25 protein-coding genes are annotated in these 23659 nt (G+C 39.3%); 6 read left to right on the top strand and 19 right to left on the bottom strand.

The features are described 5' to 3' along the window. Window positions 1–88: 88 nt before the first annotated feature. A complete protein-coding gene (locus ABS917_RS03685; RefSeq protein ID WP_350477725.1) occupies window positions 89–658 on the top strand; it encodes a PepSY domain-containing protein in 570 nt (189 codons plus the stop codon). 61 nt (window positions 659–719) lie between these two features. Here ABS917_RS03685 and ABS917_RS03680 read toward each other — a convergent pair whose 3' ends face one another. Then, window positions 720–1460 carry a class I SAM-dependent methyltransferase gene (locus ABS917_RS03680; RefSeq protein ID WP_350477724.1) on the bottom strand — a complete coding sequence of 247 codons (741 nt, stop codon included), beginning with the start codon at window positions 1458–1460 and terminating at the stop codon, window positions 720–722. A gap of 231 nt (window positions 1461–1691) precedes the next feature. Between ABS917_RS03680 and ABS917_RS03675 the strand changes: the two genes are divergently transcribed. Beyond that, window positions 1692–2324 (top strand): heat-shock protein, encoded by a 633-nt coding sequence (locus ABS917_RS03675; protein ID WP_350477723.1) that lies wholly within the window; start codon window positions 1692–1694, stop codon window positions 2322–2324. A gap of 14 nt (window positions 2325–2338) precedes the next feature. After that, window positions 2339–2788: a cAMP-binding protein gene (locus ABS917_RS03670; RefSeq protein ID WP_350477722.1), complete on the top strand. Its 450-nt coding sequence runs from the start codon at window positions 2339–2341 to the stop codon at window positions 2786–2788. 57 nt (window positions 2789–2845) lie between these two features. Here the strand turns inward: ABS917_RS03670 and ABS917_RS03665 are convergent, their stop codons facing one another. The 16 genes from ABS917_RS03665 to ABS917_RS03590 all read right to left on the bottom strand — a co-directional run bounded on the left by ABS917_RS03665 (window position 2846) and on the right by ABS917_RS03590 (window position 17631). After that, window positions 2846–4327: a methyl-accepting chemotaxis protein gene (locus ABS917_RS03665; protein ID WP_350477721.1), complete on the bottom strand. Its 1482-nt coding sequence runs from the start codon at window positions 4325–4327 to the stop codon at window positions 2846–2848. Between the two features lie 155 nt (window positions 4328–4482). After that, complete coding sequence (gene kynB / locus ABS917_RS03660; protein WP_350477720.1) at window positions 4483–5112, bottom strand: arylformamidase; 630 nt, start codon at window positions 5110–5112, stop codon at window positions 4483–4485. A gap of 10 nt (window positions 5113–5122) precedes the next feature. Beyond that, a complete protein-coding gene (locus tag ABS917_RS03655; RefSeq protein WP_350477719.1) occupies window positions 5123–6469 on the bottom strand; it encodes a sodium-dependent transporter in 1347 nt (448 codons plus the stop codon). 32 nt (window positions 6470–6501) lie between these two features. After that, window positions 6502–7359, bottom strand: coding sequence for a tryptophan 2,3-dioxygenase (gene kynA, locus ABS917_RS03650; RefSeq protein ID WP_350477718.1), 858 nt, complete (start codon window positions 7357–7359; stop codon window positions 6502–6504). A gap of 11 nt (window positions 7360–7370) precedes the next feature. Further along, window positions 7371–8630: a kynureninase gene (gene kynU, locus ABS917_RS03645; protein WP_350477717.1), complete on the bottom strand. Its 1260-nt coding sequence runs from the start codon at window positions 8628–8630 to the stop codon at window positions 7371–7373. A 121-nt stretch (window positions 8631–8751) separates the two neighbouring features. After that, window positions 8752–9633, bottom strand: coding sequence for a signal recognition particle (locus tag ABS917_RS03640; protein ID WP_350477716.1), 882 nt, complete (start codon window positions 9631–9633; stop codon window positions 8752–8754). Beyond that, window positions 9626–10102 carry an RNA polymerase sigma factor gene (locus tag ABS917_RS03635; protein ID WP_350477715.1) on the bottom strand — a complete coding sequence of 159 codons (477 nt, stop codon included), beginning with the start codon at window positions 10100–10102 and terminating at the stop codon, window positions 9626–9628. The genes ABS917_RS03640 and ABS917_RS03635 overlap by 8 nt, the downstream gene beginning before the upstream one ends. 104 nt (window positions 10103–10206) lie before the next feature. Then, window positions 10207–10389 (bottom strand): hypothetical protein, encoded by a 183-nt coding sequence (locus ABS917_RS03630; RefSeq protein WP_008404313.1) that lies wholly within the window; start codon window positions 10387–10389, stop codon window positions 10207–10209. 130 nt (window positions 10390–10519) lie between these two features. After that, window positions 10520–11230, bottom strand: coding sequence for a response regulator transcription factor (locus ABS917_RS03625; RefSeq protein ID WP_350477714.1), 711 nt, complete (start codon window positions 11228–11230; stop codon window positions 10520–10522). A 235-nt stretch (window positions 11231–11465) separates the two neighbouring features. Next, window positions 11466–12119, bottom strand: a complete 654-nt coding sequence (gene phoU / locus ABS917_RS03620) for a phosphate signaling complex protein PhoU (RefSeq protein WP_350477713.1) — start codon at window positions 12117–12119, stop codon at window positions 11466–11468. A 15-nt stretch (window positions 12120–12134) separates the two neighbouring features. Continuing rightward, a complete protein-coding gene (gene pstB / locus ABS917_RS03615) occupies window positions 12135–12941 on the bottom strand; it encodes a phosphate ABC transporter ATP-binding protein PstB (RefSeq protein ID WP_483316046.1) in 807 nt (268 codons plus the stop codon). 22 nt (window positions 12942–12963) lie between these two features. Then, window positions 12964–13788, bottom strand: coding sequence for a phosphate ABC transporter permease PstA (gene pstA, locus ABS917_RS03610; protein WP_350477711.1), 825 nt, complete (start codon window positions 13786–13788; stop codon window positions 12964–12966). 1 nt (window position 13789) lies between these two features. Continuing rightward, window positions 13790–14704, bottom strand: a complete 915-nt coding sequence (pstC, locus tag ABS917_RS03605; RefSeq protein WP_340718715.1) for a phosphate ABC transporter permease subunit PstC — start codon at window positions 14702–14704, stop codon at window positions 13790–13792. Window positions 14705–14725: 21 nt separating this feature from the next. Further along, a complete protein-coding gene (locus tag ABS917_RS03600; protein WP_350477710.1) occupies window positions 14726–15556 on the bottom strand; it encodes a phosphate ABC transporter substrate-binding protein in 831 nt (276 codons plus the stop codon). Window positions 15557–15972: 416 nt separating this feature from the next. Then, on the bottom strand, window positions 15973–16929 hold the full coding sequence (gene trhO, locus ABS917_RS03595; RefSeq protein ID WP_350477709.1) for an oxygen-dependent tRNA uridine(34) hydroxylase TrhO: 957 nt from the start codon (window positions 16927–16929) through the stop codon (window positions 15973–15975). Between the two features lie 339 nt (window positions 16930–17268). Then, the gene (locus ABS917_RS03590) at window positions 17269–17631 is read right to left on the bottom strand and encodes a VOC family protein (protein ID WP_350477708.1); all 363 of its coding nucleotides are present in this window, start codon (window positions 17629–17631) and stop codon (window positions 17269–17271) included. 312 nt (window positions 17632–17943) lie between these two features. Between ABS917_RS03590 and ABS917_RS03585 the strand changes: the two genes are divergently transcribed. Next, the gene (locus tag ABS917_RS03585) at window positions 17944–18579 is read left to right on the top strand and encodes a 2OG-Fe(II) oxygenase (protein ID WP_350477707.1); all 636 of its coding nucleotides are present in this window, start codon (window positions 17944–17946) and stop codon (window positions 18577–18579) included. A 53-nt stretch (window positions 18580–18632) separates the two neighbouring features. After that, window positions 18633–19409 carry a YqjF family protein gene (locus tag ABS917_RS03580; protein ID WP_350477706.1) on the top strand — a complete coding sequence of 259 codons (777 nt, stop codon included), beginning with the start codon at window positions 18633–18635 and terminating at the stop codon, window positions 19407–19409. Window positions 19410–19479: 70 nt separating this feature from the next. Here ABS917_RS03580 and ABS917_RS03575 read toward each other — a convergent pair whose 3' ends face one another. Further along, a complete protein-coding gene (locus tag ABS917_RS03575; protein ID WP_350477705.1) occupies window positions 19480–22047 on the bottom strand; it encodes a vitamin B12-dependent ribonucleotide reductase in 2568 nt (855 codons plus the stop codon). 262 nt (window positions 22048–22309) lie between these two features. Continuing rightward, window positions 22310–23146, bottom strand: a complete 837-nt coding sequence (locus tag ABS917_RS03570) for a lipoate--protein ligase family protein (protein WP_483316045.1) — start codon at window positions 23144–23146, stop codon at window positions 22310–22312. A 96-nt stretch (window positions 23147–23242) separates the two neighbouring features. Here ABS917_RS03570 and ABS917_RS03565 point away from each other — a divergent pair, with 96 nt between their 5' ends. Beyond that, complete coding sequence (locus tag ABS917_RS03565; RefSeq protein WP_079527702.1) at window positions 23243–23626, top strand: rhodanese-like domain-containing protein; 384 nt, start codon at window positions 23243–23245, stop codon at window positions 23624–23626. Window positions 23627–23659: the final 33 nt, after the last annotated feature.

Below are 23659 nucleotides of genomic sequence, written 5' to 3'. Positions count from 1 at the left end.
TTCTCATCAATTTCTAATAATTCTCTCAGACCGTTTTCATATTCGCTCGTTATACTAACATTACAAACAAGAAAAGGAGCGAGTTAATATGAATAAAAAGTTTTTAGCAATCCCTGCATTACTAGTAGCAATTGGTGGAGGTGCTGCATTCGCACAGTCCGATTTATTTGTTAAAGCCGAAAACAACCCAAGCATTTCTGCTGGTGAAGCAAAAAAAATCGCGTTAAAACAATATGAGGGTGAAATTGTTGGTTTTGAATATGATGGAGATGACCGCACACCACATTATGAAATTGACATCGTGAAAGACAATGAAAAAATCGAAGTTGAAGTGAATGCAGGCACTGGGAAAGCGGCTGTAACGGAACGTGAGAATATTAGTACAATCAAAGCGGAAAATAACGTAAAAACCGATGATACAGGAACGGATTCAGCGAAGAATTCTTCTGTCATTACCGAAAAGCAGGCCATTGAAATTGCTCAAGCAAAAGCAGAAGGTACAATAACAGAAGTGGAATTGGATGAAGATGATAACCGTCTGATCTATGAGATTGAAATACGTAACGGTAAAATGGAATACGACTTTGAAATCGATGCAATAACAGGAGACATTATTAAGTACGAAGAAGATTTAGACAATGACCGTTTTGATAACTAATTGAAATGACTATATATACAATAACTAAAAGGAGCGCAGATTAATTTCTGCGCTTTATTTTTTATGCTGTCTTTCTCGCCTTCACGATTAAAAAGGAAGGGCGATGCTGCTCTTTTTGTATGCTTGGGAGTAATTCGATTGCTTCATCTGTCGGCATAGGCTCCACTATTTTCTCAATTTGCAGCCCTTTAATGATTAATGTATTTATGATCGTTTCAATGGTGCGATGATACATCACGACATTATCCACGAGCCAATTCTGTGTTCGTTTCCCTTCCTCCCGGTAACGGTCAACCGCAAAATGAGAGATCGTGCCCGTCTTGTCCAATATCCATTGCTCCACACCTTTATTTGCGGTCGAAATTGGATGCTCAACAGAAAATAGGAATACCCCTCCTGGACGGAGTGCATGACTTATTTTTTCAATTATCCCTTCAAAATCCGCTACATAATGTAGTGCCAATGCGCTCGTTATGAGATGATAATATGATTCCTCTAATTGAATGTCTTCAATTGAAATTTGTTGGAATTGGAGACGTTCACTTTTATAAAGCTCTTTGGCTGCGGTAATCATATAACCTGAAATATCGATTGCATCGACATGCTGTGCCCCATTTAAAACACAATCATTTGCAAACTCCCCTTTTCCACAGCCTAAATCCAATAATACTTTCCCTTTTACATCCGGCATTAATACTAAAAAATTGGGCCGCTCCAGTAAATTGTTATAATTGTATTTCCGATTACGGATTTCTTCATATCCTTTGAAAAATAAGGCATTATCATAAATATTTTGCTTCATTTTATCCTCATTTCACCATAACGTTATGACTTTTTTGCGCAACTTCATTATCACATGGCTGGAAAATTTTAAATAGACTTATATTTCAAATTTTAGTAAGATGTAGATAGAGGCATGTCTAGTTTTACTAATTCAACTTTTTTATATAAAAACTATGCAAATTCCTCAGCGATTTGCATAGTTTTTGTTTTTATGCCTTCTTCACGCTCTTTCCGGAACTGGGGAAAATTTATGAAAAACAATGATTCGAAAAGCATCCTACTCTTTTTACTATTCGCTTTTATCACCAATTTAGTCTATGTCGCTTCTCAACACATAGAGCATCTGGAGCTGCCTTTAGCGCTCGTCACATTTGCTATATTAATTTTATTTATTGTCCTGGTTTTCAAGCTTAGCTTAAGACCAATAGTCATTACACTGGCAACTATCTTTGCTTTGATCGATATTAATTCGATCTTCTATTTTGCTCTTCCTGATTTTTATACAATCGGCTTTACAATCGGAGTCCTTGTATTTCTTGGTTTTAACTTTAAAAAGTCTAAAGATGCCATACTGGCCGCGATCGGTTTTTGTATAATGAACCTGCTGATACATATAGAATTTTTTATACAATTGGAATGGTTATACCTTTTTGTGTTACATAGTATTCTGTTTATCATCGCCAGCAGATTACAATTTACGATTACGAAAAGAATTTATTTAGGACTATTCAGTGTGACTTTCTTTTTGCTCGTTATCGGAATGATGACTGATCACAATTATTTGGCCGTATTTGGAATTTTACTGTATTTTGCGGTACTTATTATGATTTATTACATAATCCAAAGACAGCAGGAACAACAACCTACATATAAAATACAATGAGGTGAAACACCCAGATGAAAAATGTAAATCGTTTATTTCTCATTATTGCCATCATTATCCTTGTTATAATTGGTCGCTATTTTATGGCACAAAATGAAGTAACGGAAATTCCAGATGTTACAGCTGTAACGAATGAAACGACGATTGAAACGGTTCGCGGAAGCTATTGCTGGCATTCAGCAGGTGAAGCAGAGTGTGTTGATACTGCTGCCCCGCATGAAATTATAACTACGCAAAATATCCCTTTCGTAAAAGTACAGCCAGGGGAAGAACTGGAGTTTCAATATAGTCAGAATGTAACGAGTGTATCTATTCAACAATGGATTGAAGATTACGATTATATAGAAATTGCCACATCAACACGCTTTACTGCCCCTACGGAAAAAGGTACGTATATCATTTCCAGTATGGCACGCTTCAGCAACGGTAATGTAACAGACAGTATTGCGATAGAAGTAGAATAACCAAAAGGGAAGCGTCCGTTAATTTTGGACCTTCCCTTTTTTATTTGCGGTTTCCGCTTATTGACGTTTTGTTATTTCAGCCAATTCGCTTTGTAATTGCTGAAGTTCATTACTCGCATCAGCAATCGATTTCATCATGACATGCTCTTCATGTATTGAACTCGCGATTTCTTCAGTCATGGCGGCATTTTCTTCAGAAATAGCGGACAGATTTTCAATTTGATTCATTACTTCTTCAACAAGTTCGTTCGTATGCGTAATTGTCGACATGTTTTGGTGAAGCTTCCCTTGAATTTCATCGAATGATTTCTTAATTCCATCAAATGAACCGGTAATTTTGTTCAATGTGCCAACACTTGAATGGACTGCTTCTTTTCCTTCATATGCTTTTAATTGGGCAGTTGTTGCTCGTTCAAGCAGCTGCTGTGTAACAACGGTAATACTCGTCGCGATATTCGCACTTTCTTCCGCCAGTTTTTTAACTTCTTCTGCAACGACGGCAAAACCTTTTCCATGCTCCCCTGCTCTTGCTGCTTCAATTGAGGCATTTAAAGACAGTAAATTCGTTTGATCAGCAATGGCTTTTATACCATTTAACAGGTTATTTACATTTGCAAGGCTCTCTTGCATATTGTCAATCGTCGTTGTCGTTAAATCGATAGAGTCACTTAATGTTGCCATATCAGCCGTCACATCATGTACCTGCTTCCAGCTTTGTTCAATCGCTTCCTGCACTTCATCCGAATCCTGTACAGTCGATTCAGAGGACTCTTTTGTTTTCACCATATTATCATGTGATAAAATCATTTGTTCATTAATCTGCTGGATCATCTCAGCTTCATTATGAATAGCTGCTGCCATTTGATTCGACGACTGTAATATCGTCTCGCTCGCAATATTCAATGTTCCCACATTATCATTTACATGTGTAATGCTAGACGCAAGCTGGTTTGAACCTTCCTCAATTTTATTTAAAATTGATGATAGATTTTCCAGCAGTTCTTTTGCTTCCCGCTCTTTTTCCTGGGCATCCTTTATTAGTTTGTTGCCCCATTGTGTCAATCGGTAGAGCAAAAAGTTACAGCCTGTCATACTTGCAAAAATCGTAATAAATACCGAGAGATTTGCATTTACCCCTAATAAATTTTCCGGCACTGCTATGTATAATAAAATATAAAAAATACTGGCAATCAGTAAAAATATTTTGATCATCCGTTCATTAAAATACATTGCACACATAATAAATGTTACTAGCAGCATGTAATGTTTATTAATAGAATATCCGTCCAGGTAAAATAATAAAAATACGACAAACGCCGGAATCAGTACAAAAATTAAACCTTTGGCGAAGTTGGATATATTCAGGAAATAAGTGGCCGTCGACAATAAGATGACACCACCTCCTGCAATCACATAAGGGATGGAATTACTAAAACCATTTGCAATAACAAGCGGTGAAACTATTAAAATTGCCAATACTATCGTAATAATTAGATTTAGTTGATGAATCCAATCAACTTTTCCGTTGCGTTTCTTCAAGCTGTCTTCCCCCTAGGAACATTAGATTATTTCCGTAATAGATTATAGGTATATATTACAACCCTTTTTTATACAATACAATGGACTTTTATATTGAGAAGGGAAAATTTTCAAAAAAAGAAGCTTACGAATGTTTAATCGTAAGCTTCTCATCATTATTCTGCTTTATCAACTTTTTTACGAACGACCGCACGGACAGGTGCACCGTCAGCACCTGCTATTTTTAGCGGCAGTGCGATCAGTTCATAAAGACCTTGCTTAATATGCCTTAAATCGAGCCCTTCAAGTATATGAATGCCATGTTCGTACAGCTTGTGATGTGCCAATACTTCCTTACTGTCCAACGGGTCAACGGAAGGATTGTCAATACCAAGCAATATTACACCGCGCCCCTTTAAAAACGGCGCGACATCCGGATGAATGACTGGAATAGTTTCCGGAAATGCTTCACTAAGCTGATCAACTGTTTTAAGCAGTACACGCTTTACACTTTGGAAATCCATCGATGCCAGCGATTGAGCTGTAATTACTTCATGCCCAATACAATCCACGATCACGCAGTCACCGATATATACATTTACATCCAATTGCTCGATTGTCTCAGCTTCACTGTTAAAGTGAAACGGTGCATCTGCATGTGTACCCGTGTGCAGCGAAGTCGTCATCCGCCCGATATTGACCGAGCCCGTCTGTTGTTTCGTATATCCTACTTCAAAAGAAAACGGTGTATCCCCCGGCCAGTTCGGCATTCCGTTTTGCATCGTTTGTGTAATATCAATCCACATGGTTTCACCCCTAATATTGAATGACTAAATATGCTAAGACTACGACAATGACTGTCGGTACCACGAAGGTCATTAAAAAGCGATATGTTTTGTAAAAGCCTTCACCCATTTTACTTCCATGCAACAGCTCGCTTTTCACGATGTTTTTATCCATTATATGAATAATGAAGATCGCGATAAGCAGGTTGCCGATCGGTAAAATGATATTCGACACTAAAAAGTCTGTGAAATCAAAAATATTGCGTCCAAAAATCGAAACATCACCTAATGTACTGTACGTTAATGTCGAAGGAATCGAAGCGATGAATACAAAGATACCAATGATGATTGTAATTTTTGCGCGGCTGATGTTCCATTTTTCTATAATAGCAGCAACGATAATTTCATACATACTAAACGATGACGTTAATGTTGCAAATAAAAACAGAATTAAAAACAGTGCTAAAAACAGTTCACCAAAAGGCATTTGCGAAAACGCTGCAGGCAATACCATGAACAATAATGGCGGTCCGCTCGCCACTTCCATATCAAAGGCAAATACAACCGGGAAAATCGCCAGTCCCGCCAAAAAGGATACGAAAATACTTAATCCTACAACAGAACCTGCTGAATTCGGTAAGCTCACATCTTTCTTTAAATAAGAACTATATGTAACTAAACATGAGAATCCAACAGCCAGCGCAAAAAATGATTGCCCTAACGCATACAATATTGATTCACCGGTAATGTTCGAAAAGTCCGGATACAGGAAAAACTTAATCCCTTCCATTGCTCCGTCCAATGTTACGGCTCTTACAACTAAAATAAAAAACATAATAAACAGTAACGGCATCATGAATTTATTTGCCTTTTCAATCCCGTTTTGAACACCAAGCGCAATGATCACAACATTCGCCAATGTAAATAATCCCAGACCGAGTAAAGCAATCCAAGGTGTACCTGTTACTTGTCCGAAAAATGCCCCTGGTTCCACAGTCGGCGCGATAACTTCACCAACAACCGAAACCCCGCTGTAAACAAAAATCCAACCGCCAACTACACTGTAAAACGATAATAATAAGAAACAGCCAATAATGCCGAGCTTACCAATCCAAGCCCAAGCCTTCGTATTCGGCGCCAATACTTTATAGGCAGTAACCGCCTCTTTTTGTGTGGCACGCCCGATAATATATTCCGATAAAAGCATTGGCAGCCCGATAATTAATGTCAGCAGCACAAAAATCAGGAAGAATGCGCCACCTCCACTTTGACCGGCTACATAAGGCATTTTCCAAATTGCCCCGAGCCCAATCGCTGCACCAGCTGACGCTAATACAAATCCTAACTTACTTGACCACTGTCCTTTACTCTTCTCCATCTGTCTCACTCCACTCATCTGTCTAACCTAAGCTATAGTACTGTCCGCAAATCCCAAAGTTCAGGGAAAAAGCGGTGATCAAGCACTTTTCGCAAATAATTGACCCCTGATGAGCCGCCTGTGCCCACTTTAAAGCCAATAATGCGCTCGACCGTTTTCATATGACGGAAACGCCACTGCTGCAAGGAATCTTCAATATCGACGAGCTTTTCACCAAGCTGGTATAAATCCCAGTACGTATCGATATTTTCATAGACGGTTTTCCATGCGGCGGCAACTGAATCGTCACCACTATATACTACCGAAAAATCACGGTTTAGCAAAGCTTCAGTTATTGGCAATCCTGCTTTAGCCAATGCTTGTATCGCCACATCATAAATGCTGGGCGCATCATACGCCTCTTTAAGAACTGCAAGAATATCCGGTTCTTTCTCATAGATTTTAAGTATATACGGTGTTTTATAGCCAAGTGCAAACTCGATTAATCGATATTGATAGCTTTGGAAACCTGATGCTTTACCCAGTTCATCCCGAAACTGCAAATATTCCGCCGGAGTCATCGTTGCCAGCACGTCCCACGCCTGAATAATCTGCATTTGAATTTTCGATACACGTGCGAGCATTTTAAATGCAGGCTGCATTTCTCCTTTTTCAATCGCTTGTATCGCACCGTGCATCTCATGAATGATGAGCTTCATCCAAAGTTCGCTCACTTGGTGAATAATAATAAACAGCATCTCATCATGATGGTCGGAAAGACGGTTTTGACTGTTTAGAAGGGAATCCAGGCTCAAATAATCACTGTACGTCATATCTTCACGAAAATCCGTATGAATCCCCTTCTCATCCTTCAGCTTGTGCTGCAAATCCGAAATAGATCGTTTCTCCACTGAATCACTCCTTATGCAATGATGTCTCGTTTATTTTCGTATTTCTCATAAGTTTTGTTTGTGACAATGACTTTTAAAATCTGCACTGACTGCCATACTTCCTCAAAGGAATTGTAAAGCGCAACCGGCGCCAGGCGGATACCATTCGGTGCACGGAAATCAGGTACAACGCCATATTCTTTTAATGATTTACAAATTCTTGCCGCCTCGTCATGCACTAAAAACAGATGGCCGCCACGTGTGTTATCAATAGGATTGCCGAATGTAAACGTATTTGGCAACTCCTGCTCAATACAATCCATCATAAATTGTGTCAACGCGAGGGATTTTTCACGAACCGCTTCGATGCCCGCCTCTTCAAACAGGGACAGTGCGCCTTCAATCGGTGCCAGGCTTAATATATGCGGAGTACCGATCTGGTAAGCCCCTGCATGCGGTGCAGCTTTTATTGTTACATCTAAATCAAACTGTTTTTCCTTAGCCGAGCCAAACCACCCAGCCAGTCCCGGTGCTGTACCAAAATGTTTTTCATGAATATACAAACCTGCAACTGAGCCCGGACCACCGTTCAAATGCTTATAATTGCACCAAAAAGCAAAATCTGCACCGATTTCATGAAGATGATGCGGAACGGAACCGATTGAATGGCATAGATCAAATCCGACCAATATGCCACGTTCATGTGCTGCTTCCGTAATTGCCCGCAGATCCAACACTTGGCCACTGCGGTATAAGACGGCCGGCAGAACCGCAACCGCCACATCGTCGGTCATCTCTTCGATGATGGCTTCAGTAGTGATTGTTTGCCCGTCTTCACTTTTTACCAGCTGCATACTGCTTTCCGGCAAATTGTGCAAAGCAATTTGACTGGCAATCGCATATAAGTCCGACGGAAAGTTCAGTTCGTCTGCCAAAATTTTATACCGTGCCGCAGTCGGCTTGAAAAACGTGGCCAACAACTGGTGCAAGTTTGTTGTTGTCGAGCCAGTTAGAATTACTTCTTCACTTTTGGCACCTATTAAAGGAGCGCACATCGCTGACAGCTTTTCGGAGAAATAAAACCACGGATGCTCCCCGTTTGTCCAACCGTCGATTCCATTATCTTTCCATGAGTTAAGCAGCGTATGCACCGACTGCTCCGCCCGCTTAGACAGCAACCCGAGCGAATTGCCGTCCAAGTAAATCTGTCCTTCTTTTTTATAAAACTCATCTGAATATTTCCGCAGTCCATCCAATTCGTCGAGTTGTCTTGCTTTTTCTATCGTCGTCATGCTTCCACCCCTTCTAGTATCTTATTAATATCGTAAGGGGGAAAGATTCGATTGTCAAAGTATTCAGAAAGATAGTGAAATTAAGCTAACCGTTTTCTAAAAGGTAAACTGATATCTTATATTAAAGCCATAAAATTAAATACATATATGCTCCAGCATATAATTTCCACAATAAAAACTGCACGATGCGCCATTTATTTTTGCCGTGCTTTACTTCCAAGAGAATGTTAATAAGTGCCGACAAAACTAAAAATGCTATAAGCTGAAACAGATGGAGATGTGATGCAAAAATGAACAAAAGCAAGATTAAAACAGACAGGATTTCTACTGTACTTTGCCAATAGGTTGAATGCATCGGTATGTAACGTTTCGGATCGTCTGGGTCGCGCATCTTTTTTCTCAACTCATTCGTCGCAAACAGTAACAGTGTGATGAGTACTATGCCAATGATTAACGATAAATTTCGGTCTGCTGGTTCATGTAAATTGATAATTTCCTGCAACGAATTTTCGTTTGACAGATATATTTGCCCTGTACCTATATCCCGGTAATACATTACTTCGCTTCCATGGTATTCTTGGAGGCGCATCGTTCTGTTATCTTCAAACTGCAATCGGTAGCTTTGGTAAATATGAGGGTCTTGTACTTGAATATCAGTTTGCACCAACTGTTTCAATAAGCTTTCCATCTCCATTAATGTTTCTTCATCTTTCACTTTTTTCACACCTGCTTGCAGTGTCGACTCGGGATCCCCTTCCCATTGCATATAATAAACCGCTTGCAGTGAGTTACTATCCATATTGTCAGAAGTGATTTGCTGCTTTGGTGGAAATGTTCCGACTAAAAACAGCGTGATGCACGCAATCGCTATAATTACTGCAGGGATTTGCCAATGAAAAGGTTTAGAATTGAGGCGTTGCTGAATTTTATTGAAGTCCTCTTCCTTTTTTTCTGGATCTACTTGAATCTTCTTGAGCTGACTTAACTTTTCATCATCAAACATCCTCTTCCCCTCCTAACAGTTCCCGTAATGCTTTTAAACCGCGCGCCGTATTATTCTTCACTTTCACTTCACTGCAGCTTAAGATCATCGCCGTCTCTTTTACCGAATACTCTTCTATGTAACGCAGCACGATTACTTCGCGATAATTCCATTTAATTTGCTGAAGTGCTGTATACAGTTTTTCATTATCCGCATTGCGCTCGACTACTGTTTCCGGCAGATCTCCAACTGCAATGGGCTCCGTTTTCAACTGAAAAAAGCCAATAATCTTTTTCCTGCGATAATGGTCGTATACGAGATTTCTGGCAATTTTCATTAAATAAGTCCGTTCATATTCGGTATAATTTTTCTGATAAAAGCGGTAAAAGGTTTCTTGCAGTAAATCATGTGTTAAGTCTGTATCATTCGTTAAATAGCGTATGTATTTATAAACAGCGTCGTAATGTGCTTCAAAAACTTCCCGTCTCAACCTTACAGCCCCCCTTCCTCCATAAAGACGATCGACCAATCATCTGGAATCACTTTGACAAAATAAAAACCCGGGCAAATTTTCGTTTGCCCGGGTTCTCATCATTACACGCCCATTTTACGACGGGTATTGCTCGTTTTCTTTGTTTGTTGGCTTTTCATCTTTTTCGTTGATGTATCACCTTTTAAATTACCTTTGTTGCCAGCTGCATTATTTTTCTTCGCTTCCAGCTGTTGCTTCACTAATTCCTGCAGGCTTAATTTCTTTTTTTCATTTTGTTCAGACATATTCAGACCTCCTCATCAATCTACTTTTCTAAGTATAATCCGTTGCCGTTGCATTTGTAAAAGAAATGATGTAAATTACAGCATAAAAAAACATCTTGAAACTTTCACTCGCTCCAAAATGTTTTTTAACTTATGAACTGTACGTCACTTCCTGTGATGAAAGGTTGAAATAATAACCTAATCCACTTTTTGTTTTAATCCATTTCGGTGAGCTCGGCTCTTCTTCAATTTTTTCACGAAGCCTGCGTATATGTACATCGACTGTACGGCGATCCCCTTTTGTAAAATCTAGTATATCAATAATTTCTTCACGAGATTTAATATTGCCCGGCTGCTCCAGCAAATGAAGCAGCAATTTAAACTCGCGCTTTGTCAAAGGAATTTCCACTTCGTCCTTATACACTTTGAACATGACCAGATCTACACGAAACGGACCGATCAACATTTGTGAGACACGCTCTTGCTGCTGTAACTCTTTTTCATAGCGTTTTAAATGGATTCTTAAGCGTGTCAGCATTTCTCTGAATCCAAACGGTTTTCGGATATATTCTGTCGCCCCCATTTCAAGGGCCAGTACAATATCCAATTCATCCGTACGAGCACTGATCATGACAATCGGAAAATCATGCTTGAAGCGGACTTGACGGCAAATCTCGATTCCTTCCATATCCGGAAGCATCCAATCAAGCAGCATCGCATCGGGTTCAAATGTATGGATTGCAGCCAATGCCTCTTTTCCAGTTCGTACACTATGGACTTCATAGCTGTCCTTAACTAAATAAATATGCAGTAAATTCACTAAATTTTCGTCATCTTCAACGACTAATATTTTTTTCGTCATTAATGATTCCCCGCTTCTCTAATCAATTACGCCTCGGCGTAATTGTGCCAAGATTCGGATTGCGCTCTCGTAAAGAAACCCTTACCGAATCTGTGACATTCGCCGGAGGCATTAACTTCTTTCAGCAGGCATTTGAACACCCGATGAAAATTGACCAAAATTCTATTAACCTCTATCTATATAGATGGTCCCTGTGCGTACTGCTTTGCCTAAGCATAAAATCTGCTGAAGAAAGCTAATTTAAATCAAATAGCTGCCCTTTAATAAAGTAGGCTGTTGATTCCGCCATATTTGTAATATGGTCCGCTGCTCGTTCAACAAAGCGGTTAATGAATAACAATTGCAATGTTTGCTCGATTTCTTGAGGACTTTCTTTTAAATACTCAGTTAAAAGTGCATAGTTTTCATGATTATTACGATCTACGATATCATCAAGCTCTCCTACTTCTTTTGCCAATGCAATATCCGCATCGATAAATGCCTTCATTGATTTTTTCAGCATATCCATCGCGACATTTTTCATTTCGACTAATGATGTTCTATCTAAAATCGTTTCAGCTTTGCTAATGCGAATCGTTGCTTTTGCTGTATTTACCGCAAAGTCTGCAATTCGCTCGATATCCGACGACATTTTGATGACACTGATAATTCGGCGCATGTCGCGGGCTACCGGCTGCTCTTTCGCCATCAGCCATATTGCCATTTGATTGATTTCATTTTCCAGATCATCAATGTAATTGTCCTCTTCAATGACATCCAGTGCCAACACCATATCCTGCTCCTGAAGTGCTTTAAATGCCTTTTCCATCGCTACAACCGTCAAGTCGACCATTTCACCCATTTTATCCTGCAGTTCAAGCATGTTCTTTTCGAAATTTTCGCGAATCATTCCAAAATCCCCCTTTTATCCGAATCGTCCTGTTACATAATCTTCTGTACGCTCATCTTTTGGCGTTGAGAAAATAACATTCGTATCATCATATTCGATGACTTCCCCATTTAAGAAGAATGCCGTCTTATCGCTAATACGCGCTGCTTGTTGCATGTTGTGCGTTACAATAACGATTGTATAGTCTTTTTTCATTTGTGTAATTAGTTCTTCTACTTTCAATGTAGAAATCGGGTCAAGTGCCGAAGTCGGCTCGTCCATTAAAATAACATCTGGCTTCATTGCGATTGCACGTGCGATACAAATACGTTGTTGCTGACCGCCAGAAAGGCCTAATGCTGATGACTTTAGACGATCCTTTACTTCATCCCAGATTGCTGCACCGCGTAAAGACTCTTCTACAATTTCATTCAGAATTTTTTTGTTTTTAATTCCTTGCATACGTGGACCATAGGCAACATTGTCATAGATGCTCATCGGGAACAGATTCGACTTTTGGAATACCATCCCTACTCTTGTACGAAGTCTGATGACATCGCTTGATTCATATACATTTTCGCCGTCGATATGAATGTTCCCGATGACGCGTACACCGTCGATCAGATCATTCATCCGGTTTAATGTTCGTAAAAATGTTGATTTACCGCAGCCTGAAGGACCGATCAATGCCGTAACTTCCTTTTCTTTAATGTCCAGATTTACATTGAATAACGCTTGCTTTTCACCATAATAAAGGTTTAAATCATTCACTTTAATTTTTGTTGGTAAAGCGCCCGTAGAAGTCGTCGTTGTTTTAAAAATTGATGCTTTAGAAATAGTCATAGTCATATAGGTTCCGCTCCTTTTAATAGTCCGCTTTGTTTAACTTTTTCGAGATATATGTTGCCGTTAAATTCAATACTAAAATAATGACGATTAAAACAATTCCGATTGCTGCTGCAAGGCCTATATCGCCGGCTTCCTGTGTCACTAAATACGAGTGGACCGTTAATGTACGTGCAGACGAGAAAATACTTGATGGCATTGCCGCCACTGTCCCTGCAGTCAGGAAAATCGCTGCCGATTCACCGACAATACGGCCGATTGATAAAATGATCCCTGATAAAATTCCCGGCATTGCACTTGGCAAAATAACTTTAATTAATGTTTGCAGTTTTGTTGTTCCTAGTGCCAGAGAACCTTCACGATATGTTGCCGGCACTGTTTTCAATGCTTCTTCTGTCGTACGTATAATGACCGGTAATACGATAATCGTTAATGTTAATGATGCTGCGATAATCGACATCCCCAACTTCAAAATCACTACGAAGAATACGGCACCGAATAAACCATATATAATCGATGGAATCCCTGTTAAACTTTCTGTCGCATAGCGAATGATGCGTACAAGACGTCCTTGTTTTGCATACTCATGTAAATAAACGGCAGCCAAGATTCCGATTGGCGTTGCGATTAAAAGTGAAATGACTATCGTTAAAATTGTTGTGACAATCATCGGGAAAATCCCGCCGCCACCTGTTGGCGAATAATCACCGAATATGAAATCCAAACTGATATATGAAAAACCTTTATAGAAAATATAGCCAACGATTACAACTAATACGGCTACTGATACAAATGCGGAACCCCAAAGTAAGCCGCGAAACATATTGTCTTTAAATTGTCGCATGTTACTGAGCCCCCTTCGCTGTAATACGTGCTAATACAAAGTTTAATATTAAGATGAATGAGAATAATACAATCCCTGTTGCAAACAGCATTTCCTGATGTGTTCCTGCTGCATAGCCCATTTCAAGCGCAATGTTTGTCGTCAATGGACGTACACTGTCTGTCAGGCTTGTCGGGATAATCAGTGAGTTACCTGCAACTAAAATTACGGCCATCGTTTCGCCTAATGCACGGCCTAATCCAAGAACGATAGCTGCCATAATACCTGATTTCGCAGCCGGTACAACAACTTTAAAGATTGTTCCTATTTGTGAAACACCTAAAGCAAGTGAACCTTCACGATATGTTTTCGGCACTGCACGAATCGCAGTTTCGGCAACTGTTACAATTGTCGGTAACATCATAATCGCCAGTACTAAAATGACTGCGATTAAACTTTGTCCACGTGCTAATCCAAGATTATCCTGTAAAAACGGAACGATAATCGCTAAACCGAATACCCCGTATAATACTGACGGAATACCAGCCAACAGCTGAATTGCCGGTGATACGATTTTAGCTACTGATTTCGGCGCAATCTCCGCCAAGAAAATCGCTGTTAATAACCCGATTGGCACCCCGATTACAAGTGCTCCGATCGTTGCGTAAATTGATGCAACAATCATCGGGAAAATACCGAATTTATCTTCTGATGGTACCCAATCACTGCCAAAAAGGAAGTCGAAGAAGCTATAACCGCCTGTTACGAATGGGTTTGCACCTTTATAAAATACGAATCCTACGATTAGTAGTAAGCTCACTACCGATAGAAGCGCACATGCTAAAAATATTTTCGATGATAAGCTTTCTAAAAAGTATTTTCGCTTATTGCCTTTGCTTATTTGCTGTTCTACTTCGTTTCTGTTTTGTGTATTCACAAATTTATCCTCCAGCACTAATTATTTCGTTAATGGAATCGCTCCTGCTTCTTCCACAATCTCTTGTCCATCAGCAGTTAAAATGAAATCCATAAACTTTGTTGCTGCTTCCGGAACGTTCTCTTTATAAACAAATAGGAATGGACGAGATAATTTATATTTACCTTCCAATACATTGCCCGCTTCTGCCTTTACTCCATTAATGTCCATTGCTGAAACAGTTTCATCGATATATTCGAATGAGATGAATCCTATCGCATGCTTATTCATTGCAACCGTTGTTTTAATATTTCCGTTTCCGCTTGCTACAATTGCATTACGAATCAATTGTCCTGATTCATAGTCGACGATTTCCTGGAATGCATCACGGGAACCTGATCCGTCCTCACGTGAAACAACGACGATTTCCATATCTTTACCGCCTACTTCTTTCCAGTTAGTGATTTCACCTGTGAAGATTTGTTTCACTTGTTCCATCGTTAAATCTTTAACTGGGTTTGATGGGTGTGCAACAACTACAATCCCGTCATAAGCAATGACCAACTCTTGAATACCGGAGTCGATTTCTTCCTGCTTCAGATCACGAGATGACATCCCAATTTGTGAGACATCGTTAATCGCATTTGTAATTCCTGCTGATGAACCAATTTGATTTATTTCAATTTTAACGTCTTCTGTTTCTTCATATTTTGCTGCTAATTTCTCTGCTAAAGGTCCAACTGATGTAGAACCTGAAATCGTTACTAAGTCTCCGCCGCCAGAAGATGACTCCGTAGAATCTTCATTACTGCAAGCTGCTAATACTACCATTAGAATTGTTAACCCAATGAAGTAACATGTTTTTTTCAACATACTTCAATCCTCCATCAACATGAATGTTTTCTACCTGCCTTAACAATACATTCATAAAATTAATATCATGTATTAAACATGTAAACCTTATGTAAATTATGAAGAAATGGTCTTTTTATTATGTAAGATCATTCAGTTAAATCAGAAAATTTAAATTAATGAGTGTAAATTGTAAATATTTAAGAGATTATTTAACAAATATGAGGGATTTCTATGAGGAATTTAATAATTTATTTATAAAGGAAAAGGAAATATGCCGATATTATGTTCAAATCTTTATTGAACAATGTAAGAAATACAGAAAATCGGCAATTCGCAATGAATATTTAGAAAAATCTATTTACATTGAATTTACAAAAGGATGTTTTTTTACAAAAAAGAAAAATGCATCCCTATTGAGAGATGCATTTTAAAATCTATTTTACTGTAGCTTCAGCTTCTAATAATTCAATCGCTTGTTGTACTTGCTCTACCGTTAAGTTATGACGGACGATATAGCGATTGCGTTCATGTTTTGTACATTCGATTGTACAGCCACCTAAATGCTTCGCTTCGTTTTCCTCTGATGCAATGATTTGCTCATTACATTCAGGGTTAGCACAATTAATGTAGCGTTCACATGGTGTTCCATCAAAGTGGTCACGTCCAACAATCACGTGTTCCACCTGGTTAATCGGCACTGTCAGACGCTCATCGAATACGTACATTTGACCATCCCATAGCTGACCTTTAGCAACCGGATCTTTACCGTATGTTGCAACGCCGCCATGTAATTGACCAACATCACCGAAACCTTCGCGCTTCATCCAGCCTGAGAATTTTTCACAGCGGATTCCGCCTGTACAATATGTTAATACATTTTTACCTTCGAACAGTTCACGGTTTTCACGTACCCATTGCGGTGTATCACGGAAATTCTTTACTTCTGGACGAATTGCGCCGCGGAAGTGACCGACATCATATTCATATGTGTTTCGTACATCTAGTACGACTGTATTTTCGTCTTTCATCTCTTCCAGGAATTGCTCTGGAGATAAATAGCGACCTGTTAATTCATGCGGGTTCACATCTTCTTCCAAGCCTAAGTGTACAAGCTCTGGACGTGGACGTACATGCATTTTTTTGAACGCATGGCCTTCTGCTGGATCGATTTTGAAAACAATCCCTTTGAACAATGGATGTGCTTCCATCATATCGATATAGCTTTGTGTTTGCTCAATCGTACCTGAAACCGTACCGTTAATCCCTTCACGGGCAACTAAAATACGACCTTTTAAACCAATTTCCTTACATGCAGCTAAATGCTCTTCTGAAAAAGCAGCAGGATCTTCAATCGTTGTGTAATGATAATACAATAATACTTGATAATTCATTTTTTTCACCTATCATTCAATATATTTGCAGGATATACCTGATAGTTTAAAACTACCATACAATGATACGCGATTTCCGATAAATTTACCAGCATTAATTAGACGGAGGTTATTAGAAATAATTAACTATTCTACTTAACATTGATATAATGTTTGAAAAACTATTTTGAGAATAGGGGGTTACAAAAATGGGCTTTCTAATATTTGCGTTACTAATCGTCATTACCTTTACCACATTGGCAATTGAAAGAATCCTCAAAGACATACGTTCGCAGAATAAAGAAATCATTGGGCTATTATCAAATTCTGATGTGGACAATAAGAATAGACTGCAATAAATTAGATTTGTTGAATCATCTCAACTCTATTTCCGAAAGGGTCTCTAAGCTCAAACCGTTCATAATTAGGAATAGGTACGGAGTCCAAAATCTCGATCTCATTTTCCAACAATACTTTTCTCCAATAGGAAATATCTTCAACTTCGTAGGCGAGATGCGCTTTAGTAGTGAGCCGATTAAAGCCATCTTCTGTTCCTACATGCACTTCCTGATTTCCTACTTGCAGCCAAAAGCCCCCTCGCCCCTGCAGTGCAGAAGGTTTTGAAATTTCATTTAAACCTAAAACTTTGCAATAAAAATTTTTCCCTGCTTCCTCAGTACCTTGGGGAATTGTTATTTGTGCATGGTGTAATCCAATAATCATTTGCTTTCCTCCTCCATAGCTCACTCTTATTCCATTATTTTACTTTAAATAAGACATAAACAAAATAATAGGTTATTTATGTAAATCCATAACTTCTTCTTATCAATCTTAATTGCTAGTTAAAACTTACAAATACTAGCACTTAGGAATCAGTCATAATTTTTTTTTATTATTACCCCATTACTTAAATACCATTAAATTCAATTAAATGGTATAATATGTATCGAAGTAGAAATACATTCTTATCCTACATAAAAAGTGAGAGTAATGTTTTTGTACTAACTTTGAAGCAATTGCGGAAGGATATAACATATGACAACAGAAGTTTCGATTTTACCTATTCAATCTGTTTATTCACTTGACAATCGTACGATAACAGCAGAAGTTCTTAATGAAGAACCGCTCATTGTAAAGTTTTCGAATGTTTTAAGTGATGAGGAATGTCAGAATTTAATCGATTGTGCTTCTTCGCGTTTGGAAAGATCCAAATTAGCAAAAAAAGAAGTAAGTCCGATTCGTACGAGCAGTGGTATGTTTTTTGAGGAAAATGAAAATCCGCTTATTTCAGTAATCGAAAAACGTATTAGCAGCCTGATGCATCTTCCAATCGAACATGCCGAGGGTCTACAAGTTTTACATTACGAACCCGGTCAGGAATTCAAGGCACACTTTGATTTCTTCGGTCCAAATCACCCTTCAAGCAGTAATAATCGCATTAGCACGTTAGTAGTCTACTTAAATAATGTGGAAGAAGGAGGCGTTACAACGTTTCCTAATTTGGGTATCGTAACTGTACCGGAGAGAGGTTCAGCGGTCTACTTTGAATATTTCTACAATAATCAAAAATTAAATGAACTTACCCTTCATAGCGGTGAGCCAGTAATACGAGGCGAGAAATGGGTTGCTACCCAATGGATGCGGAAAAAACAAATCCGTGAACGGTTTTAATCCGGTTCAAGAAATTTTATCAAATACAATAGATGTGAAGGAAGTGACTATCTGTGGTGGAGCTCCTAAACATAAAAGAAAACAGATGGGATGACAGTCATCGTCCTTGGCGACTGCCGAATTTACCTTGGGGGATGAAACAAACGTGGAGTGACTTGTTATTCGCCCATTATCCCGTTAAATATGAGGTTTTACGGAAGTTAGTTCCAAATGCGATGGAATTAGATGCATATGACGGTGTGTGCTGGGTTGGGATTGTCCCGTTTCGCATGTCCGGTGTGAGGCTTCGAGGATTGCCGCCAGTTCCAGGTACCGCTGAATTTCCTGAACTTAATGTGCGCACCTATGTAACGATTGATGGAAAACCGGGCATTTATTTTTTCAGTTTAGATGCGGATAATTGGCCGGCTGTAAAAGGTGCCCGGACATTTTTCCATTTACCGTATCATTACGCTAAGATGGAAATTAAAAATTTAGGAGATACCGTACTGTTTGAAAGCAAAAGGCGCGATCAATCAGACATTGTATTCGCGGCCCGCTATAATCCCGTTTCCGAACCGTTTATCGCGGTAAAAGGATCATTTGAAGAATGGATGGCAGAGCGTTACTGCTTCTACACATTAAATGCTTCAGGTGTCCCGGTGCGCTGTGATATTTTGCACCACCCATGGATTTTACAACAAGCAGAAGGTGAAATCACCCTTAATACAACGCTGTCCAAGCAAGGAATTATTTTGGAAAATGATCAGCCGATCCTGCACTTCTCTAAAAAAATCGACGTACGTGCATGGCCATTAGTAAGTCCTGCTACCGGCCGGTTACGTTTTTAGGGTGAGTGTGGTGAGTATCTTTCCAAAAAGCAAAACGCAACCCATATTATATGGGTTGCGTTTCTTTATTTTATAAACCGCATTTCAGCTGCGCACCGCAGTTTGTACATGTGTTGCAGCCGCCCATTTCTTCCACCGTACCTTGACGGCAAACCGGGCATGTATTGCCAACTTCAGAACCAATTGTCACGTCAGTATCTGTTAATGGTTTAATTGTATCCACTAACACCACTTGACGTTTAACTTGGTCTTCCGATTGTTTTAATTCTTCAAACTCTAATTGCTCATCTGAATTTGCTTCTTCAGCTTTTAAAGTTAATACTTGTGTATCACGAGATCCATCGACATACACTGTACCACCTTTAGCACCGCCACGGTATAGACGCTCGTACACTTTTTGTACTTGCTCTACTCCATAGCCTTTTGGTGCGTTTACTGTTTTCGAAATTGATGAATCAATCCAGTTCTGAATGATACATTGAACATCTGCATGTGCTTCAGCAGAAAGTTCCATTGATGATTTGAACCAGTCCGGTAAATTATTCTCATCCACACCCGGGTTCGCATCTAAATACTCTTTTACAATTTCAGCTTTTACTTCAATAAACTTCCCTAGACGACCTGAACGATAGTAAGTGAAGCTGAAGTAAGGTTCAAGCCCTGTTGCAACTCCGACCATTGTACCTGTGGATCCAGTTGGCGCCACCGTCAATAAATGCGAGTTACGAATACCGTTTGCCACAATATTTTCGCGAATCTGCTGTGGCATTTTTTTCATGAAGCCTGTGTTAATGAATGCTTCACGTAAACGTGCTGTTTCAGCTTCTGTTTGTCCTTCAAGGAACGGGAAGCTGCCTCGCTCTGTTGCCAGTTCAACGGACTCTTCATACGCTGCAACCGCAATTGTCTTGAAGATTTCATCTACTAGTGCATTGCCTTCTTCAGAACCGTATTCTTTTTCACAGTAGATTAACAAATCGGCAAGACCCATTACACCAAGACCAACTCGACGTTCACCTAGTGCCTGCTTTTTATTTTCTTCCAGGAAGTACGGTGTTGCATCGATAACATTGTCCTGCATACGTACGCCAACTTTTACCGTTTTGCGTAACGCTTCAAAATCAACTGTTTTCGTTTCTTTGTTTGCAAACTTCGCCAGGTTAACAGCAGCTAAGTTACAAACGGAATATGGTGCTAATGGTTGTTCTCCGCACGGATTTGTCGCAACAACTTTCTGACCGTACGCTTTTGCGTTTGTCATGTCGTTGGCGTTATCAATGAAGAAAATCCCCGGTTCTGCTGCATATGTTGCGCAGACATTGATTAAATTCCACAGTTCTTTTGCTTTGATAGTGCGGTACGTACGAACCGGGTAACCAAGTTTCTCCCACTCGCGAACATCGCCAACTTCATGCCATTTTTCATTGTAATCCAGCATTTGAGCCGGAGTGTAGTTCTCTACATCCGGGAAGCGCAATTCGAAGTCCTGATCGTTTTCTACAGCATCCATAAACTCTTTTGTTAATGTAACCGAAATATTAGCGCCTGTCAGGAAATCCGGATTATGGACTGAATACGTTCCGCCATCACGCAGCTTTGTTTCAGCGTCACGAATAATCGCTTCGTTAAATCCGCCAAAACCTTCAATATTTTTATAGTTCACAATGCCTTGATACATCGCATCTTCCTGCTGTGTTAAAGGCTTGAATTTTAATTTTTCTTTTGCAAGACGAATAATTGTTTCGTCTGCTGTATTCTCGATCAAATAACGCAGAATACGCGGATTTTGCATTTTTGAAATGATAAACTCCACAATATCCGGATGCCAATCTGCCAGCATAATCATTTGGGCTCCACGTCTCGATCCACCTTGCTCAACAAGATGTGTCAGTTTGGCAATATCATCTAGCCAGCTTACTGATCCGCTTGATTTACCGTTTACACCGCGTGCCAATGTATTGCGAGGGCGAAGTGTCGAACCGTTCGTACCAACACCACCACCACGGCTCATAATTTCCATTACTTGCTTGCGGTGATCACTGATGCCTTCACGGGAATCGGCTACAAATGGCATTACATAACAGTTGAAGAATGTTACTTCTGTTTCTGAACCTGCTCCGTAAATTACACGTCCTGCAGGGATAAAGTTCATCGACACAAGCTCTTCGTAAAACTTCCCGAACCATTCCTTGCGCTTTTCTTCTGTTTTTTCAACTGAGGCTAAGCCTGTCGCATTACGCTTCGCAATTTGCTCATAAAAAATTTCGAGCGGCTTTTCAATAATATCCAATGACCGTTCGATAATACCTGTCTCTTGTTCTTCGCCTTCTAATACATGACGGTAATCTTCGTCAATTTTAATAAGGGCGGTTTTCTTTTCCTGATTAATCGAATGAATAATGCCAAGTCCACGCGCCGGGAATTTAGGATCTTGTTTAACTGTCAAAACAACAAAATCCCCTGTTTTTAATGTTTTCTTTTCCGTATCTTTAAAAGAATAACGGTCAATCATTACAAGACGAGATACACCTTTATGCGTAATATGCATATCCGGTGTGATCGGGTGCACTTGAGGAAATTGCTCAATATCTTGATTTAATTGATTGACTTGGATGGATTGTTCTAAAACACTTGCCACCGCGTAAGCCCCCTTTGAACGATTTAATAATTTTAAGGTTCCCTTCACGAATGTAAACTAAACACATTTTATACCATATATTGTGCTAATTTATTAAATACCATTCTATATGTTGGGTTATATAATTTCACTTAAAAAAGATTACAATAAATCTTTTTTTCAAACAAGGGGTTGATTTTTTTTTGTTTTTGTTGAATCCATCTATATCAACGTTTCGGGTATAAAAATTTTTTTGCAAAAAATAAAAACACACGTTCGTAATCTATTTTTTGAAATTCCATTCATCTGTCAAATATTTATTTTGCATCAATTGTTCTACATATTGAGTTTGCTGCTCTGTTAATACATAAGGAATTAGTTCTATGTTCAAAGCTATTTCAAATCCTTTAGAAAATGCGTCTACACATTGCTCGACTGTGAATGGTGTGTCGACAAACTGATTCATCGCAACCGCTTTTTCGGGTAACTTTTTCCGCATTTTTTCTTTAGCCTCAGCCGTAGCAAAATTAAATACCGATAGCAGCAGTTCTTCGTTCAGATCAAGTAAAATGGCGCCATGCTGCAAAATTACACCTTTTTGACGTGTTTGCGCACTGCCCGCTACTTTTTTCCCTTCAACCACAAGCTCATACCAGCTCGGCGCATCAAAACATACCGCGCTCTTCGGTTTCTTCAGATCATCCAGTTGTTCCTTCGTCTCCGGCACACTAAAATAAGCGTCCAGTCCTAAAAGACGGAACCCTTGTAAAATTCCTTCGCTAATGACACGATATGCCTCTGTAACGGTTTCCGGCATATTTGGGTAGCTCTCTGACACAATCACTGAATATGTAAGCTCCTGGTCATGTAAAACGGCACGTCCACCTGTAGGTCGACGGATGAAACCTAAGTTTTGCTTTTTTACAGCTTCTAAATTAATATCTTTATGTACTTGCTGGAAATAACCGATTGATAATGTTGCAGGATTCCACTCATAAAAACGAATAACCGGCGGGATTTCCCCTTGGCTATGCCAATCCAGCAATGCTTCATCCAGTGCCATGTTATAGGCCGGGCTGCATGGACCCGAATTTATAAAATACCATTGTTTTTTCACAATTTTTCGCCTCCACCAATTCATTTTAACAAACTCGCTCGACTAACTCTAGTTCATCTCTTATAATAGATAGTACAGAAAGAAAGGGGCAATATCGCAGTGACAATTTTATATACGATTCTAGTAATTTTAGTAGTAATCGTTGCTTACGTAGTAATCAACTCTATGCGCTTGAAAAAATCCGTAACAAATTTAACACAGGAGCAATTTATTGAAGGCTACCGTAAAGCACAATTAATCGATTTACGCGAACCTAAAGAATTTGAAGCGGGACACATCTTAGGTGCTCGAAACATTCCGATGACGCAACTTAATACACGTCATAAAGAAATCCGTCCAGACCTGCCTGTATACCTTTATTGCCAAAACTCTGGTCGTAGTGCACGAGCAGCGCTGACATTAAAGAAAAAAGGCTATAGCCAACTGTTCCAATTACAAGGTGGTTTCAAAACTTGGACAGGTAAAGTTAAATCGAAAAACTAATTCTAAAAGTTCTCTACATCGTAGAGGGCTTTT

Source organism: Solibacillus sp. (genome assembly GCF_040273735.1).
GTDB lineage: Bacteria > Bacillota > Bacilli > Bacillales_A > Planococcaceae > Solibacillus.
Note: the sequence above shows the minus strand (reverse complement) of the source record. Positions and strands in the feature narration are given on the sequence as shown.

Bases quoted from the DNA above. Each gene is read 5' to 3' on its own strand.
- ABS917_RS03670 (WP_350477722.1), top strand. From the start codon at position 2,339: ATGAAAAATGTAAATCGTTTATTTCTCATTATTGCCATCATTATCCTT.
- ABS917_RS03675 (WP_350477723.1), top strand. From the start codon at position 1,692: ATGAAAAACAATGATTCGAAAAGCATCCTACTCTTTTTACTATTCGCT.
- trhO (WP_350477709.1), bottom strand. From the start codon at position 16,929: ATGAATTATCAAGTATTATTGTATTATCATTACACAACGATTGAAGAT.
- kynU (WP_350477717.1), bottom strand. From the start codon at position 8,630: ATGACGACGATAGAAAAAGCAAGACAACTCGACGAATTGGATGGACTG.
- pstA (WP_350477711.1), bottom strand. From the start codon at position 13,788: ATGCGACAATTTAAAGACAATATGTTTCGCGGCTTACTTTGGGGTTCC.
- phoU (WP_350477713.1), bottom strand. From the start codon at position 12,119: ATGATTCGCGAAAATTTCGAAAAGAACATGCTTGAACTGCAGGATAAA.
- ABS917_RS03625 (WP_350477714.1), bottom strand. From the start codon at position 11,230: ATGACGAAAAAAATATTAGTCGTTGAAGATGACGAAAATTTAGTGAAT.
- ABS917_RS03685 (WP_350477725.1), top strand. From the start codon at position 89: ATGAATAAAAAGTTTTTAGCAATCCCTGCATTACTAGTAGCAATTGGT.
- pstB (WP_483316046.1), bottom strand. From the start codon at position 12,941: ATGACTATTTCTAAAGCATCAATTTTTAAAACAACGACGACTTCTACG.
- ABS917_RS03640 (WP_350477716.1), bottom strand. From the start codon at position 9,633: ATGTTTGATGATGAAAAGTTAAGTCAGCTCAAGAAGATTCAAGTAGAT.
- ABS917_RS03630 (WP_008404313.1), bottom strand. From the start codon at position 10,389: ATGTCTGAACAAAATGAAAAAAAGAAATTAAGCCTGCAGGAATTAGTG.
- ABS917_RS03590 (WP_350477708.1), bottom strand. From the start codon at position 17,631: ATGATTATTGGATTACACCATGCACAAATAACAATTCCCCAAGGTACT.
- ABS917_RS03680 (WP_350477724.1), bottom strand. From the start codon at position 1,460: ATGAAGCAAAATATTTATGATAATGCCTTATTTTTCAAAGGATATGAA.
- ABS917_RS03585 (WP_350477707.1), top strand. From the start codon at position 17,944: ATGACAACAGAAGTTTCGATTTTACCTATTCAATCTGTTTATTCACTT.
- ABS917_RS03600 (WP_350477710.1), bottom strand. From the start codon at position 15,556: ATGTTGAAAAAAACATGTTACTTCATTGGGTTAACAATTCTAATGGTA.
- ABS917_RS03655 (WP_350477719.1), bottom strand. From the start codon at position 6,469: ATGGAGAAGAGTAAAGGACAGTGGTCAAGTAAGTTAGGATTTGTATTA.
- kynB (WP_350477720.1), bottom strand. From the start codon at position 5,112: ATGTGGATTGATATTACACAAACGATGCAAAACGGAATGCCGAACTGG.